Source organism: Carnobacterium sp. GW821-FHT04C06, from assembly GCF_059420345.1.
Genome location: NZ_JBWKTN010000002.1, coordinates 36,821 through 53,762 on the forward strand (window position 1 = coordinate 36,821; position 16,942 = coordinate 53,762).

The following is a 16,942-nucleotide window of genomic DNA, read 5'->3' on the forward strand; positions in this document are numbered from 1 at the left end:
GTAGCCTCCAGTCCTATAAAGTGAAATATTTTTTTAGTGTATACATAAAAATTTTCTTGTTTTTAATTACAATAGATTGTTTTAACCCTTGTATTAATAAATGCTTTTTATAGGGTTTTAGCAAATTGGGCTTGTAATTTTTATAGAAGGATGATTCAGAGTCTAAGATACTACGGTATCGATTGATATTGATTTGCTCAAAATTTAAGATTGAAAGTTCATGTTGTAATTTTGAATGTGCAACCATAACGGCTTTCTTTTTTTCGTAAATTTTATGGAATAACCAATGATCTAAATAGTCTAATGGAAATTCATCTGTAAAACCTTTAATGTCATTTAAAAAACTGATACGTAAGAAACTTCCTGAATTAATAGCGGTAATTGGATCATTGTGAAGTCCTTCCGCAGGTCGAGATTCGTTTAATGGATACATTGTATTTGTTGCAACTGGTGAGACAATAACATCATTAGAAATTACTTGAGGAACCATTGCTACAACGTTCTCAGAAAAATTTTTGGATGCATTTAAAAATTCATCAATATAGGTTTCTGACAACTCAGTATCATGGTCAAATAACAGTAACCAATCAAACTTATGATCAACTGAATAATGATAAGTATAATTATAAGCCGTTGATAAGCCTAAATTTCGTTCATCATGGATATAGTTAACATTTTCTAAATCAATCAAATCAGCTGATTGATTAGTAGGGCCGTTGTCATAAACTGTTAACATATATTGGTCGAATTTTTCATCAAATTTTGGAAAAAGGTTTAAGATAGATTGAATTGCAATTGAATCAATAGGTTTCAATTGATAAAGAACAATAATAATATTTAATTTCATAAATGTGGATTCCTTTCTAAATAAAGAGATAAAAGTATTAAATCAACTTTCTAAGTATAGCATTTTATTGTTAAGAATATCTAAAAAAAACAACAAATAAAAAACTTTTTTTGCTTAATGTGCTATTATGGAGGTAATTGTTTTTTAAATAAGTCTTGGAGGGAATAATTTGAAAAAAGTACAAATCTTGTTATCTACGTATAATGGTGAAAAATTTGTTGAAGAACAAATTGAGAGCTTACTGAATCAAGATTATCAAAACATTAACATTTTAATACGTGATGATGGATCAAAAGATCAAACTAAATCAATCATTAAACGATATAAAACGAACTATCCAGAAAAAATATCTGTTATGGATGATAGCAATATTGGTGTGAAAAAAAGCTTTATGAAATTGATTGAACAGGCCTCTGAATCGGCTGATTATATTGTTTTTTGTGATCAAGATGATTATTGGGAGCCTAAAAAAATCAGTAGACTAGTTGAAGTAATGGAAAAGGAAGACCAAGAAATTCCATTGATGTATTTCTCAAAGTTAAATATTGTAGATAGCCAATTAAACTATTTGCGACAAAGTCCTGATCCTGAGATGGGAATTGGATTTGAGAATGCTTTGATTCAAAATATTGCAACAGGTTGTACAATGGGAATTAATCAAAGTTTATTGACGCTAGTTAAAAGTAGCATGCCAGATCCGGACTTAATTGTGATGCATGATGCCTGGTTGTATTTGATAGCTTCAGCATTTGGGAAAAACTTATACGACAAAGAGTCATACATTTCTTACCGTCAGCATGAATCAAATGCTGTTGGAATGTCAACGAGTAAATTTAAAAGTATTCAAAAAAGATATCAATACTTTAAAAAAGAAAGAAAAACCAAACCCTACACAGCACAAGCAAATGAATTGTATAAATGTTTTTACAATCAATTAGATTCAGATAAGCAAAAGTTACTATATGCTTTTTTATTCTCAAGAAAGAATATGATGCAGAGAATGAACTTTATCAAGAAAACAAACTTGTATCGTCAAACTGAAATGGATACAAAAATTTATAAAATATGTTACATTAATAATTGGTATTAGTAAGGTTGTGAAAAAATGAAAAAACAAGTAGTTATCAGTATTGTTACTTATAACAGTAGACACATTTTTGAGGTTTTAGATTCATTAAAAAAAGAATTAGCTAATAAACCCAATTATCGAGTGGTCATTTTTGATAATCACTCGGATTCGGATTTTCAAAGCAAATTAAAAAAATACGAAGATAGTGCAACAATCCATTTTAATGATGAAAATAAAGGTTTTGGCTATGGTCACAATGTTAACTTAATGAATGCACCAGAAGATTACTATTTAGTGTTTAATCCAGATATTCTTTTTAAAGAAGAAGAAATTGTAAAATTGGTTCAATTAATGGAAGAAATGCCTCAAGCAGGCATCTGCGTCCCAAAGGTTTTAAATGACGATGGGACGACGCAATATATTGTTCGACAACGCTTTACTTTGTTTGATTATTTGCTTAGATTTGTCCCATTTAATTTTATTAAAAAGTTATTTGATAAACGTTTAAGGTCATATGAATGTAGAGATTTATCAGAAACAGAGATTACAAAAGTAAAAAGTGGCTCGGGATGCTTTATGCTGATTCGTGGAAGTCTTTACAATAAAATTGGCGGTTTTGATGAGCGTTACTTTATGTATTTCGAAGACAACGATATTTGTTTAGAGACTTGGAAAAATGGCTATGAAGTGATTTATACTCCATTTGCGGAAGTGACTCATTTTTATGAAAAGGGTGCACATAAAAGCAAAAAATTGTTTTCAATTTTCATGAAATCGATGAGGCAGTTCTTCAATAAATGGGGATGGAAATTTTTTTAAAAAAAGTATTTGAAAAAGTGAATTTAACAAATTTTAAAAATATGTTATACTAACGTGACGTAAAAAAAAATTAAGGGGTTGTAATAGTGAAGGGAATTATTCTTGCTGGAGGAAGCGGAACACGCTTGTATCCATTAACTAAAGCAGTGTCAAAACAATTAATGCCGATTTACGATAAACCAATGATTTATTATCCAATGTCTACTTTAATGTTAGCGGGGATCAAAGATATTCTAATTATCTCTACACCAACAGATACACCAAGATTTGAACAATTGTTTGGAAATGGAAATGAATTAGGTCTAAACATTGAATATAAAGTACAAGAAAGTCCAGATGGACTAGCACAAGCCTTTATTTTAGGTGAAGAGTTCATCGGAGATGATTCAGTTTGTCTTATTTTAGGTGACAACATCTATTACGGTGGCGGTATGTCTAAAATGTTGCAAAGAGCTGCTGAAAAAGAAAACGGCGCAACTGTTTTTGGGTACCATGTAAATGATCCAGAACGTTTTGGAGTAGTTGAATTTGATGAAAACATGCGTGCAATGTCAATTGAAGAAAAACCAGAAGCTCCAAAAAGCAATTATGCAGTAACAGGATTGTATTTCTATGACAATAAAGTAGTTGAAATTGCGAAAAATATCAAACCATCTGAACGTGGCGAGTTAGAAATTACTGACGTCAATAAAGCCTATTTAGAAGCTGGTGAACTTGAAGTTGAATTAATGGGACGTGGTTTTGCTTGGTTAGATACAGGTACTCATGAATCATTATTGGAAGCATCAACTTTCATTGAAACGATTGAAAAAAGACAAAACTTAAAAGTTGCTTGTCTAGAAGAAATTTCTTACCGTATGGGATACATTAATCGTGAACAATTATTAGAATTAGCGCAACCATTGAAAAAAAATGGTTACGGACAATATCTATTACGTTTGGCAGAAACAAAAATTTAGAAAGCGTGGTTGGATAAAATGAAAGTAATCGATACTAAATTACAAGACGTTAAAATTATTGAAACACCTGTACATGGCGATCACCGTGGTTTCTTTACAGAAAGTTATACTGAAGATAAATTTATTGCAGCCGGTATTCCAAATAAATTTATTCAAGATAACCATTCCTTATCAATGGAACCTGGCGTTATCCGTGGCATGCATTACCAAACAAATCCAAAAGCACAAACAAAATTAGTCCGTGTGACAACTGGAGCAATTTATGATGTATTAGTAGATATGCGTAAAGGTTCACCAACCTACGGACAATGGGAAGGGTATATTCTAAGCGAATACAACCACCGTCAGTTATTAGTTCCTAAAGGTTTTGCGCATGGTTTTTGTACAATTACAGGGAATGTAAATGTTCAATACAAAGTAGATGAATTGTATTCACCTGAAAATGACCGTGGAATCGCATTTGATGATCCAGATATCGGTATTGTTTGGCCAATGAATAATCCAATTATGTCAGAAAAAGATACTAAGCATCCACAATTAAAAGATGCAGATAACAACTTCGTTTGGGAGGAAAAATAATGATGAACGTATTAGTAACAGGTGGAGCAGGTTTTATCGGAAGTAATTTCGTACATTACATGTTAGAAAATCACCCGGATTATAAAATTATCAACTTAGATTTATTAACTTACGCAGGAAATATTCACAACTTAGATGACGTGATGGATAATCCAAATCATGTATTTGTACAAGGAAACATTACAAATCGTGAATTAGTTCGTAACTTAGTGAAAACATATAACATTGATCACTTTGTAAACTTTGCTGCTGAGTCACACGTTGACCGTAGTATTTTAAATCCAGAAATTTTTGTTGAAACAAACATTCAAGGAACATTGGCTTTATTAGATGTTGCTAAAGAAATGAATATTGAAAAATATTTACAAGTTTCAACAGATGAAGTTTATGGTTCTCTTGGAGCAGAAGGCTACTTTACAGAAGAAACTCCGTTAGCACCAAACAGCCCATATTCAGCAAGTAAAACAGGAGCTGATTTATTAGTTCGTGCTTATTACGAAACTTATGGCATGAATGTCAATATTACTCGTTGCTCAAATAACTATGGACCTTACCATTTCCCAGAAAAATTAATTCCATTAATGATTACAAACGGCATGGATGGCGAACAATTGCCAATCTATGGTGACGGCTTAAATATCCGTGACTGGTTACACGTACAAGATCACTGTCAAGCAATCGACTTAGTTTTACACAAAGGTGTTAAAGGCGAAGTCTACAACGTTGGTGGACATAATGAACGTACAAATAACCAAATTGTTGACATTATTATTGAAAAATTAGGTTTGTCTCGTGACTTAATCAAGTATGTTGAAGATCGTTTAGGACACGATAAACGTTACGCAATTGACCCAACTAAATTAGAAACTGAACTAGGTTGGAAACCAAAATATACTTTTGATACTGGAATCGTAGAAACGATTGAATGGTACCAAAACAATGAAGCTTGGTGGAGACCTCTTCAAGAACGTGCAAATTTAAATAAATAAACGATACCTTAGAAGAGTTGTTTTATTTATAAAACAACTCTTCTTTTAATCAAGCTGGAGGCGATGTAAATGTCAGTTTTAATTACTGGAGCAAATGGTCAATTAGGAACAGAATTAAAAAAATTGTTAGATGAACAAGGAGTTTCTTATATTGCAGCAGATTCAAAAGAAATGGATATTACAAATGAAGCCATTGTAAATGAAACGATTTCTAAAATCAAACCAGAAGTCGTTTATCATTGTGCTGCTTATACAGCTGTTGACAAGGCAGAGGATGAAGGCAAAGCCTTAAATCAACTTATTAACGTTGATGGAACTAGAAATGTCGCTAAAGCAGCAGAAGCAAATGGAGCAACTTTGGTTTATATTAGTACAGATTATGTATTTGACGGAACGAGCACAGATGAATATAAAGTGGATGCAACACCAAATCCTAAAAATGAATATGGGCGTACAAAATATGAAGGCGAATTAGAGATTGAAAAGTATATGTCTAAGTATTATATTATTCGTACCTCTTGGGTTTACGGCGAGTTTGGTGGGAATTTTGTGTTTACAATGCAAAAATTAGCAAAAACACATCCAACTTTAACCGTTGTGAACGATCAATTTGGCCGTCCAACATGGACACGTAATTTAGCAGAATTTATGACGTATGTTGTAAAAGAACATGCTGATTATGGTGTGTATCATTTTTCAAATGATGATAGCTGTTCATGGTATGAATTTGCTAAAGAAATTTTAAAAAATACCGATGTTGAAGTAACGCCAGTTGATTCATCAGCATTTCCTCAAAAAGCGATTCGACCAAAACATTCAATTATGGATTTAAGTAAAACGAAAGCACTAGGTTATTCAATTCCGACTTGGCAAGATGCTTTAAAATCAATGTTGAACAATGTAGAGAAATAATAAAAAGCAAAAAGTAAAAGATGAAAATTCTTTTACTTTTTGCTTTTTTTGTGGTTGTTTTTTTCAAATTAAGGTATGATAGTATAAAATGTTTCAAGTTAGGAGAACCAGTCAAAGTGAATAAAACTTATTTAGATGACAGTTGGGCATTACACACTGATCTTTATCAAATAAACATGATGAAAACGTATTGGGAATTAGGTAAAGCAGATAACCATGCTGTTTTTGAATGCTATTTTAGAAACAATCCTTTTGAGAATGGCTATGCAATTTTTGCAGGACTTGAAAGAATTGTAGATTATATCGAAAAATTGAAGTTTACAGATTCAGATATTGATTATTTAAGAGAAGTAGAAGAATATCCTGAAGCTTTCTTGAAATATTTAAAAGAGTTTGAATTTAAAGCAACTATACGCTCTGTAGAAGAAGGCGAACTCGTATTTAGTAATGAACCCTTAGTTCAAGTTGAAGGCTCTCTAGCAGACTGTCAGTTGATTGAAACGGCATTGCTGAATATTGTCAACTATCAAACTTTAATAGCTACTAAAGCAGCTAGAATCAAATCAGTTGTTGAAACAGACCCATTACTTGAATTTGGTACAAGACGTGCACAAGAAATGGATGCGGCAATCTGGGGAACCAGAGCAGCTTATATCGGTGGATGTGATGCAACGAGTAATGTTCGTGCAGGGAAAATTTTTGGTATTCCAGCAAGCGGAACACATGCACACTCTTTAGTACAAGCATATCGTAATGATTATGATGCATTTAAAGCATACGCACTAACACATACGGATTGTGTATTTTTAGTTGACACATATGATACGCTAAAATCAGGTGTACCAAATGCGATTCGGGTAGCAAAAGAATTTGGAGATAAAATTAATTTTTTAGGTGTTCGTTTAGATAGTGGAGATATGGCTTATATTTCAAAGCGTGTGCGCCAACAGTTAGATGCAGCGGGTTTTGAAGATGTCAAAATTTATGCTTCCAATGATTTAGATGAAAAAACGATTCTGAATTTGAAAATGCAAGGAGCTAAAATCGATGTTTGGGGTGTCGGAACCAAGCTAATAACTGCTTATGATCAACCCGCATTGGGAGCTGTATATAAGTTAGTATCGATTGAAGATGAATCTGGAAAAATGGTTGACACTATTAAATTATCTGGAAACGCGGAAAAAGTTTCTACGCCAGGGAAAAAACAAGTGTGGCGAATTACAGCTAACGAAGATGGAAAATCTGAAGGTGACTATATTACATTATGGAATGAACGCCCAGATCAAGCTGAGGAACTGTATATGTTTCACCCTGTTCATACGTACATTAATAAAACAGTTGTGAATTTCGCAGCTCGTCCGTTACTAAAAGACATATTCATTGATGGTCGTTTAATCTATCCATTACCGAATTTATCTGAAGTGAAGGCTTATGCAACTTCTAACTTGGAATCACTGTGGGATGAGTACAAGCGCAATTTAAATCCAGAACCGTACCCTGTTGATTTATCCAAAGTTTGTTGGGATCATAAGATGGCGAATATTGAGTTGGCTAGAGAGCAAGTGAAAATCCAAGAAAAATATTTCGCAAAATAATCATAAAAATGAGAAACTCATGGAAATTTGTTTCTCATTTTTCATTACAATTTATGTTTAGTAGAACTATGATATAATTGTATAGAATTCAATTAGGAGTTGAGATAAGATGTCTAATTTACAAAATCAAATTATAACTGAAATGAAAGTGAAATCAGTAATCGACCCTCAAGAAGAAATACGTATGAGTATTGATTTTTTGAAAAATTATTTAAGGAAATATCCTTTTTTAAAAACGTTCGTGCTTGGTATCAGTGGTGGTCAGGATTCTACTTTGACGGGAAAGCTTGCTCAAATGGCGATTACGGAATTGAGAGAAGAAACTAGAAATTCAGAATATCAGTTTATTGCAGTTCGTTTACCTTATGGTCAACAAGCAGATGAACAAGATGCAATGGATGCTATTGAATTTATGGAGGCAGATAAAATAATACGAGTTGATATTAAGCCTGCTGTAGATGCAAATATGTCTGTTTTAATGGGGGTTGATGTCCCAGTTAGTGATTTTGATAAGGGAAATATTAAAGCCAGAGAACGTATGATTGCCCAATATGCTATTGCTGGAGCTTATCATGGAGCTGTCGTTGGCACGGATCACTCAGCAGAATCAATTACAGGATTTTATACTAAATTTGGCGATGGTGGAACAGATATTAATCCGATTTTTAGATTAAATAAGCGTCAAGGTCGTCAATTGTTAAAAGAGTTGGGAGCTCCTGAGCATTTGTATGCTAAGACTCCAACAGCTGATTTAGAAGACAATAAGCCGGGATTAGCTGATGAAGTTGCTTTAGGTGTTACGTATGATGACATTGACGACTATTTAGAAGGAAAAAAATTAGCTTCAGATGTTTCTGAGAAAATAGAAGGTTGGTATTTGAAAACACAACACAAACGTCACTTGCCTATTACCGTATTTGATGATTTCTGGAAATAACTAATGAAAAAGTAAATAATAGCGAACGACACTCTATCTTAGATAGTAAAAATGATTTGAGATAGAGTTGTTTCTATGCCCGCAGAAAGGAAAAATTAATGAAGCATCTTTTATCAAAATATCAAGAACCAATCAATTACTTAGTTTTTGGCATACTGACAACACTTGTAAATATTGGCGTTTTTTATATTTTTAATTCTATTTTTGGAATAAACTACTTAATTAGTAATGGAATATCGTGGATTGCATCAGTTGTTTTTGCATTTTATACAAATAAATATTTTGTCTTTAAAACACCCAATTACTCTACTAAAGCTTTTTTTAAAGAATTGCTATTATTTATTTGGTTCAGATTATTGTCTGGTGTGATTGATATGTTCTTAATGTATGTTATGGTTAGTTTGATGAGCTTAGATCAAAATATTTCTAAAATCATTGTGCAAGTAATTATTGTCATTTTGAATTATGTATTTAGTAAATTATTTATATTTAAAAAAAGTAAAGGAGAACAATTATGAGTAAAAATGAAATAATTTCTATTGTGGTTCCTTGTTACAATGAACAAGAATCATTACCGTTATTCTATCAGGAATTAGAAAAAGTTCGTAAAGAGTTAGTAAATGCTGATATTGAATATATCTTTGTTAACGATGGTTCAAAGGATAAGACAATAGAAGTTTTACGTGAATTAAACAACGCAGACCCTAAACGAATTAAATATGTTTCTTTTTCTAGAAACTTTGGTAAAGAAGCAGGTTTATATGCAGGGTTAGAGCACGCAACTGGAGATTATGTGGCTGTTATGGATGCAGACTTGCAAGATCCACCTGAAATGTTACCCGCTATGTTAGAAGAACTTCGATCAGGAGACTATGATTGTATAGGTACCAGACGCGTGAGTCGTGATGGAGAACCTCCCATTCGTTCTTTTTTTGCAAGACAATTTTATAGAATTATTAATCGAATTTCAGATACTGAGATAGTAGACGGAGCAAGAGATTATCGTTTAATGACGAGACAAATGGTAGATGCAATCCTATCTTTAAAAGAATACAATAGATTTTCTAAAGGAATTTTTAGCTGGGTTGGATTTGATACAAAGTATTTGGAATACAAAAATCAAGAACGAGTTGCGGGAGAAACTTCTTGGTCTTTTTGGAGCCTATTTAAGTATTCATTAGATGGAATTATTGCTTTTTCTGAAGTTCCATTAGTCATTGCTGCATTCTTAGGGTTCTTTTCCTTTATTGCTGCAATGATTGCTTTATTAGTAATTATTATCAGAGCATTGATTTTCTCAGATTCTGTTTCAGGTTGGCCATCCCTTGTCTGCTTTATACTAGCGCTTGGAGGATTACAATTATTTTGTCTTGGAATATTAGGGAAATATTTAGGTAAAACGTATTTAGAAACTAAAAACAGACCTATTTACATTGTGAAAGAGCAAAGTTTAAATAATGAAGAAGACAAGGCTCGTGATTAATTAAAATAAAGTTTTATATTAGGCTGTGGGTTGTTTAAAAGGTTATTTTATGATATTATCCAATCTGTGAGAGTTTATTGAAATACTAAATAATAATAGTTAGGAAAAAAATGAATGAGTAATAAAAAAAATAGTGTAAGAAAATCATATTTGATTTCAAAAAGAATATTCGACATTTTCTTATCATTGATTGCATTAATTTTGTTTTCACCATTATTTTTGATTGTGTGGATTGTTCAAGTATGTAATAAATCTATAAGTAGTCCTATTTTTAAACAAAAAAGAGTAGGGTATCAAGGTGAATTATTTTGTATTTATAAATTTCAATCAATGGTGGATGATGCTGAAAATGTATTGAAATCAAATCCTGAACTATATGATAAATATAAAAAAAATAATTACAAATTGGAACCCCATGAAGATCCAAGAATTACTCCAATAGGTCGTTTTTTAAGAAAAACAAGTTTAGATGAACTGCCACAATTATTAAATGTTTTAAAGGGGCAGATGTCATTAGTTGGCCCTCGACCAGTTGTGATAGAAGAATTAAATGAATATGGTACTAAAAAAGAAAAATTTTTATCAGTTAAACCAGGTATTACTGGTTATTGGCAAGCTAGCGGAAGAAGTAGCGTAGGCTATCCCGAAAGAGTTGATATAGAATTATATTATGTCGATAATTGTTCTTTCTTTTTTGATTTAAAATTAATTTTTATGACAGCTTTTCAAGTATTAGCTCGTAAAGGTGCCTATTAAAAACATATATCAAATTGATAAGCGTATTAAATTGAAGTTTTCTTCAAATTTAATACGCTTAAATAAATTTTAAATATGCTAGCTTTCATTGAAATTAGTACATTAAAAAGGTAAAATGAAAAATAGAAGAAAATTATGAGGTGAAATTAATGATATCAGTATGCATGGCAACGTATAATGGAGAGAAGTTTATAGAGCGCCAATTAAGTTCTATTTTGCCACAATTGAGTGAATCAGACGAAGTCATTATTGTTGATGATAGTTCTAAAGACAATACAATTAAGTTAGTTGAAGAAATGCAAAAGAAAGACAAGCGAATTAAATTGATTCCAAATAATCCAAACTTAGGTGTTTTAAAATCGTTTAATAAAGCAATGAATCTAGCTCAAGGTGATATTCTTTTTTTATGCGATCAAGATGATTATTGGTATGAAAATAAAGTTGCAACAGTAATGAAGATTTTTAATGAAGATCCAACCGTTTATTTGGTGAGTCATGATGCAGAAGTTAAAGATAATAATCTTAATCTAATTGATGATTCTTGGGATCACTACAACACAAACAAAAAAACAAATAGTATTGTTAAAACGATTATAAAAAATGGCTATACGGGTTGTATGATGGCTTTTAGAAAAGAACTGCGCGATGATACTGTCGACTTTCCTAAAAAAATCCAAATGCATGACCAGTGGTTAGCTTTAGTGGCAATGAAAAATAATTACAAAATTGTTAATTTAGAAAACAAATTAATGGCCTACATTCGACACGGTGACAACGTTACTGGAGCTAGAAGACCAGTAGGCGAAATGATTCAAGGTAGGATAAATATGGCAACTTGCATTTTAAACTATAATAAGCGGATGACTAAGGAGAAGGCATGAATAACAAACTATCTAAAATATACAATTTTTTATTTATTATACTAGTTGCAACAACGATCATTTTACCAACAGGATCAGTCTATGGGATACCGTACAAGAATATTTTGACTATTATTTTAATCGGAATTTATGGGTATTTTTGCTTAACAAAACAATATAAACCCAATCGATTATTCACAATCTTATTACTGTTATTTTTAGTTATTATAGGAAGCTCTGGTTTAATAGGTTTGTTAAAAGGTAATGAATTTAGATTAATTTTAGCTGAAGGCTTTTCTTTTACTAAACCCCTAGCATTGCTACTTTTAGTAGGACCTTTTAAAAATCCTCTTAAGTTAGGAAAAGTATTGATTAATAGTGTTCTTGGGTATTCACTATTTAAACTAATGATGATTTTAGTAGTGATGTTTAGATGGACTACGGTAATTCAACTGGATCAATGGTATCAAAAAATATTTTCCGCTTTTTTTGTGACAATGGATATCTTACCAGAGTTACCGTTGATTAGAATGTACTTAGTGAATGACTTAATGTACGTTGCAATATTGCCACTACTATGGTTGTTATATAAAGACAAAAAAATTCAATTTATGATGTATTATTTTATTTTTTCAATTGGCGTTTATCTTTCATACTCAAGGTTTTTATGGGCAATTTATTTGATTGTTGCTGTAATGGCAGTTATGTATGAGCTTTTAAAAAATAGATTTGATTGGAAAGTAATCCTAAGCAATTTTATTTTAAGTAATGCAATCACGTATGCTGTATATAAAATTTTATTTACTTGGGTTGTGCCTTTTGTAATTGGTAAGTTTGGTTCAAATGTTCCCGAACTAGAAAATAATGGAACGCATTTAATTGTAAATTCTCGATTTAGTGCAGACGAAGTTGCTAAGTCACAAAACACTGCATCTGACAGTGTAAGAACTGAACAATTTAATGCAATTCTTACTTTATTCAAAGAGAATTTATTCTTAGGAGCAGGATTAGGAGCATATTCAAAAGATGTATTGCGTAATAATGTAAAGACTGTTTATGAACTACAAATACCAGCACTAGTAATGAAGTTAGGTATTGTTTTATCCATCATCTTTTCAATAATCGTTCTTTTATATTTGTTTAAAGTACTGAATAATAATATCTACTATATTGCTGTAGCAGCGGTTGTTTTTAGTTCTGGGTTATTTAATCCCTATTTGTTAACGAGTGTTTTTGGAGCGTGTATCTTAACGATTATTATTTGTTCCGATATTGAAAGGGATTCAAAGGAGCAATTTAGCTTTATAAGAAGGAGTCGATAGAATTGTTAAAAATTGGTTTATTTATTCCTACTTATAATGCAGGTGAAGAATTCTCTCAAGTGTTAGATTTGATCAATCAACAATCAGAACAATTAACAGATAAATACATTATCGATTCTTCATCGACAGATAATACAGTTGCTATTGCTAAAGATAAAGGATTCAATGTTGATGTCATTAAGAGCAGTGAATTTACCCATGGAAAAGTTAGAACAGATGCGGCTAAAAAACTAGCACATTGTGATTATCTTATATACATGACTCAAGATGTTTATTTACAGCCTAATGCCATTAATGAATTGATTTATTTTATACAAAAACATGAAACCGTTGGAGTTGCTTACGGTAAACAAGAAGTAGATAAAAAAACTGGAAATATTTTTGAAGAACGAGCACGTCAATTTAATTATGGCGATCAAGAGTTGATTAAAACGATTGATCAAGTGGATGAATATGGTGTGAAAATTTACTTTTCATCAGATGCATTTGCTATTTATAATTGTCAGTTATTAGCTGAGATAAACTTTTTTGATGAAAGTTTGATGTTTGGTGAAGATGCCTATGCAGCAGCTCATTTTATAAAAAAAGGTTATGGAGTAGGATATGTACCTTCTGCAAAGGTCTTTCATACACACAAATTTAGTCTGAAAAATGAATATATAAGATACATTGAAATTGGAAAATTTCATATACAGAATGCTTGGCTGTTAAAAGAATTTGGATCGAATGAATCTGAAGGTATTAAGATGGTCTTGAATGAAACAGGTTTCTTAATTAAATCAGGCAAAATCCTTCTAATACCATATGCTTATTTACGTTATGTAGCGAAGTATCTTGGTTACCGAAAAGGAATGAGACAAGCAACTAAGGAACTTAAAGGGGAGTAGAACATGACGAAATTTGAAAAGATATTGCTAAGTATTTTTTTCTTAGAACTATTTGCTGGTGGTGGTGGAAGGCTAATTAATGTTTCAGTTGGACCACTTTCAATTCGAATGATTTTATTTATAGTTTTAATGCTTGTTTATGGAATCAGGGTGTTGGCGACAAAAAAACTCGTAACGACAGATCACTTATATTTAAAGCAATACAAACTCTCTACCATTTTAATTAGTGGTATTGTATTGTATTGTCTATTATCTACTATTTTAGGAATTGCTTATGGACATCCAAAAGGTATCGTAGTGAATGACTTTTTAAGAGTTGCTTATTTTGTTTCCTTTTTCCCATTAGCTTATTATATTTCAAATGATCGATTTAAAATCAAATGGATTAAATCTATTTTAGATATTGCAGCATTGTTTATGATTGTCTTTACATTATCAATAGATATGGCATCCATTTTTATGAAACAAGAAGTTTATTGGAAATTCTATAGTTGGATTAATGAAGTCATTCCAGGAGAACTTGTTTTTCGTTTAAACACAACAGGGGTCTTTTATAAGGGACATTATTTCTTATTCTTTGCAGTTGTTCTTGCATTGTATAAAATGATTAAAGGGAATTCTACATTAGTAGAAAAAATTATTTTTTTCTTAGGAATGACGTCAATTTATTTTACAAGAGCAAGAGGTCTAGTATTAGCTTTAGTATTTGTTATTATCTTTTTGATAGTCTATTCTTTAATAGAAGCTTTTTTTGTGAGAAAGAAAATTTTTAAAAAGCCAGACTTTATTTTAAGTACAAAAAAATTAAGTCACAAATTAGTTTTAATGCTAATTGTATTAGCTAGTTTTTGTATGATTTATTTTAGCATATCAAGTACCCGAGTGGGGGATGTACAAACAGAAATACCACAAGTTGAAACAAAAAAAACGGATAAAGAAACAAGTAATGAAACGGTAAAAAATGAGAAGCCAAAAACAAATCAATCTACCACTGAAGTTGAAGAAAAACCTTTCACTGGAGATATCAGAGTCTACTTTATCAAAGATTCATTGCATATTCTCAATAGTAGACCAATAAATTGGTTAGTTGGAAATGGTTATGGTACTGAGATTGGTGGCAGATTAACAGGAATTGAGATTTCATTTTTAGATATCTTGGTGGAACAAGGGGTTATTGGGGTTTTATTGTGGTTATTAGTTTCGTTAGCGCCGTTTTACTTTTATTATGGTTTCCAGAGAAAAGGTGAACGTAATTATCTAAATGTAGGATTATTGGCAGGAATTGCAGGAATGTTATTGCTAACCAACACAAATCCATTTATCAATAGCCCAATTGGAATTGGATTTTTAGTGATTGTGCTTGTGATTGGATTTAATAAACCTGTTGATTATTCTATGAGAGGATTGAAAAAATGATTACAGCAATTGTAGTTCTTTATAAAATGAAACCTGAAGAATCAAAAACCTATCAAAATTTGCTTAAGTATACAAAAGAGCAACAAGGGATGATAAAAAATGTTGTGATTTATGATAACAGTCCTACTCGTTGTGAAGAGATTTCTTTGCCAGAAGGCTATATCTATATTCATGATAGTACTAATGACGGTTTAGCAAAAGCTTACAATTATGCCTTTGAAGTTGCCAAAGAAGCACAATCAAAATGGTTATGGTTATTTGATCAAGATACTGATTTAGAGAAAACTTTCCTCAACAAAGCAATTCAAGAAGCTCAGTCAGAAGCTGAGGAAAAAATAGCCTCAATAGTTCCTTACATTCGTTCTAATAATAAAGTCGTGTCTCCAGTATTTGCGGATACAATTCGTCCATTAGTAGAAGAACTACCTAAGATAGGTTTACAAAATAAAAAAGTAATGGCAATCAATTCTGGTTCATTAGTGAGCGTCGAATTTTTAAAAAAAATTAATGGATTTAATTTAGAATTTCCAATTGATTATTTGGATCATTGGTTTTATCATCGAATATTTGAAGAAGGCTATACGGTAGATGTGATTAATTGTACCATTGATCATGAACTATCATTAATGACACCTAAAGAAGTTTCCGATGAACGTTATTTACAAATTTTAACGTATGAAAAAAAATATTATGAAAAATACAATCAAGAGCTTTTCCCAGCTTATAAAAAACATTTGAAAAAACGTTATTTGAAAAATTTGTTGGTTGACCGAAAAAAAGCTAAACTAATTGCTAAAATGATGAAATAGAAAAAAGGAGTGAACTATTTGTTCGCTCCTTTTTTCTATTTCACTACCTCAATTCCCAAAACAGTCAAATGCCCATTCCCAACAAGCTTAATCAATAAATGAGCCATCTGTTCTGGTGGGAAGTCACTATCGCTATTCAACCACCAATGAACCATGCCAATAAAAATTGAACTCATGTATTCAATGATAAAGTCGATTGGAACTTCAACATCATTTTCAGTAATTTTTAATTTTGAAAAAATTTCATAGTAATGTTGTTCTAACAGCCAATTGATTTTTACTTTCATAGAATTAGCAGCTGGGCCATCTGTCAAAATTTGATAGAAGACTCGGTTTTTTTTAATTTCTTTAAAGACTTGTGTAATCATAAGCTCTAATTTTTTTAACTGAACCCGATTGCCATTTTCTAATAATTCTGGATCTAAAACTTTAGTAAAAGCCTCCATTGCATATAAAAAAATTTCATCATATAATGCACTTTTGTCTTTAAAGTGAGCATAAAAAGTTGCTCGATTAATCATTGCTTCAGTTGCGATATCTTGAATAGTGACTGCTTCATACCCTTTTTCTTCAACTAACTGAACAAATGCATTAAAAATTAATTTTTTTGTACGTAAAACACGTAAATCAGTTTTTTTTGGACTAAATTCCATTTTTCCCCCTTCTTTCTAAAATAAAATTAAAAATAACCGACAAAAAGATA

At 31.3% G+C, this 16,942-nt stretch carries 18 protein-coding genes; 16 read left to right on the forward strand and 2 right to left on the reverse strand.

Annotated features, from left to right (window positions below):
* Positions 1-13 precede the first annotated feature (13 nt).
* The gene (locus tag AC07SW_RS03470) at positions 14-847 is read right to left on the reverse strand and encodes a glycosyltransferase (RefSeq protein ID WP_135022431.1); all 834 of its coding nucleotides are present in this window, start codon (positions 845-847) and stop codon (positions 14-16) included.
* 169 nt (positions 848-1,016) lie between these two features.
* Between AC07SW_RS03470 and AC07SW_RS03475 the strand changes: the two genes are divergently transcribed.
* The 16 genes from AC07SW_RS03475 (at position 1,017) to AC07SW_RS03550 (ending at position 16,239) form a co-directional block, all read left to right on the forward strand.
* A complete protein-coding gene (locus AC07SW_RS03475; protein ID WP_494632237.1) occupies positions 1,017-1,937 on the forward strand; it encodes a glycosyltransferase family 2 protein in 921 nt (306 codons plus the stop codon).
* Positions 1,938-1,952: 15 nt separating this feature from the next.
* On the forward strand, positions 1,953-2,735 hold the full coding sequence (locus tag AC07SW_RS03480; RefSeq protein WP_494632239.1) for a glycosyltransferase family 2 protein: 783 nt from the start codon (positions 1,953-1,955) through the stop codon (positions 2,733-2,735).
* A gap of 86 nt (positions 2,736-2,821) precedes the next feature.
* Positions 2,822-3,694, forward strand: coding sequence for a glucose-1-phosphate thymidylyltransferase RfbA (gene rfbA, locus AC07SW_RS03485; RefSeq protein ID WP_074401346.1), 873 nt, complete (start codon positions 2,822-2,824; stop codon positions 3,692-3,694).
* Between the two features lie 18 nt (positions 3,695-3,712).
* On the forward strand, positions 3,713-4,273 hold the full coding sequence (rfbC, locus tag AC07SW_RS03490) for a dTDP-4-dehydrorhamnose 3,5-epimerase (RefSeq protein ID WP_074401449.1): 561 nt from the start codon (positions 3,713-3,715) through the stop codon (positions 4,271-4,273).
* 2 nt (positions 4,274-4,275) lie between these two features.
* Positions 4,276-5,262 carry a dTDP-glucose 4,6-dehydratase gene (rfbB, locus tag AC07SW_RS03495; protein WP_074401448.1) on the forward strand — a complete coding sequence of 329 codons (987 nt, stop codon included), beginning with the start codon at positions 4,276-4,278 and terminating at the stop codon, positions 5,260-5,262.
* A gap of 69 nt (positions 5,263-5,331) precedes the next feature.
* A complete protein-coding gene (gene rfbD, locus AC07SW_RS03500; protein ID WP_494632241.1) occupies positions 5,332-6,174 on the forward strand; it encodes a dTDP-4-dehydrorhamnose reductase in 843 nt (280 codons plus the stop codon).
* Between the two features lie 116 nt (positions 6,175-6,290).
* Positions 6,291-7,769, forward strand: a complete 1,479-nt coding sequence (locus tag AC07SW_RS03505; RefSeq protein ID WP_119907602.1) for a nicotinate phosphoribosyltransferase — start codon at positions 6,291-6,293, stop codon at positions 7,767-7,769.
* A gap of 109 nt (positions 7,770-7,878) precedes the next feature.
* Positions 7,879-8,706, forward strand: a complete 828-nt coding sequence (gene nadE, locus AC07SW_RS03510; protein WP_494632242.1) for an NAD(+) synthase — start codon at positions 7,879-7,881, stop codon at positions 8,704-8,706.
* 98 nt (positions 8,707-8,804) lie between these two features.
* Positions 8,805-9,224, forward strand: a complete 420-nt coding sequence (locus tag AC07SW_RS03515; protein ID WP_135022436.1) for a GtrA family protein — start codon at positions 8,805-8,807, stop codon at positions 9,222-9,224.
* An 11-nt stretch (positions 9,225-9,235) separates the two neighbouring features.
* Positions 9,236-10,189 carry a glycosyltransferase family 2 protein gene (locus AC07SW_RS03520; RefSeq protein ID WP_193553829.1) on the forward strand — a complete coding sequence of 318 codons (954 nt, stop codon included), beginning with the start codon at positions 9,236-9,238 and terminating at the stop codon, positions 10,187-10,189.
* A 114-nt stretch (positions 10,190-10,303) separates the two neighbouring features.
* Complete coding sequence (locus AC07SW_RS03525) at positions 10,304-10,945, forward strand: sugar transferase (protein WP_463685381.1); 642 nt, start codon at positions 10,304-10,306, stop codon at positions 10,943-10,945.
* Positions 10,946-11,094: 149 nt separating this feature from the next.
* Complete coding sequence (locus AC07SW_RS03530; protein WP_135022439.1) at positions 11,095-11,826, forward strand: glycosyltransferase family 2 protein; 732 nt, start codon at positions 11,095-11,097, stop codon at positions 11,824-11,826.
* Positions 11,823-13,127: a hypothetical protein gene (locus tag AC07SW_RS03535; RefSeq protein WP_135022440.1), complete on the forward strand. Its 1,305-nt coding sequence runs from the start codon at positions 11,823-11,825 to the stop codon at positions 13,125-13,127. Before AC07SW_RS03530 ends, AC07SW_RS03535 begins: the two co-directional genes overlap by 4 nt.
* Positions 13,128-13,129: 2 nt before the next feature.
* Positions 13,130-14,014, forward strand: a complete 885-nt coding sequence (locus AC07SW_RS03540) for a glycosyltransferase family 2 protein (protein ID WP_167736599.1) — start codon at positions 13,130-13,132, stop codon at positions 14,012-14,014.
* Positions 14,015-14,017: 3 nt separating this feature from the next.
* Positions 14,018-15,430, forward strand: coding sequence for an O-antigen ligase family protein (locus AC07SW_RS03545; RefSeq protein ID WP_135022442.1), 1,413 nt, complete (start codon positions 14,018-14,020; stop codon positions 15,428-15,430).
* On the forward strand, positions 15,427-16,239 hold the full coding sequence (locus AC07SW_RS03550; protein ID WP_135017614.1) for a glycosyltransferase: 813 nt from the start codon (positions 15,427-15,429) through the stop codon (positions 16,237-16,239). Before AC07SW_RS03545 ends, AC07SW_RS03550 begins: the two co-directional genes overlap by 4 nt.
* A 35-nt stretch (positions 16,240-16,274) precedes the next feature.
* Here the strand turns inward: AC07SW_RS03550 and AC07SW_RS03555 are convergent, their stop codons facing one another.
* Complete coding sequence (locus tag AC07SW_RS03555) at positions 16,275-16,892, reverse strand: TetR/AcrR family transcriptional regulator (protein ID WP_034571469.1); 618 nt, start codon at positions 16,890-16,892, stop codon at positions 16,275-16,277.
* Positions 16,893-16,942: the final 50 nt, after the last annotated feature.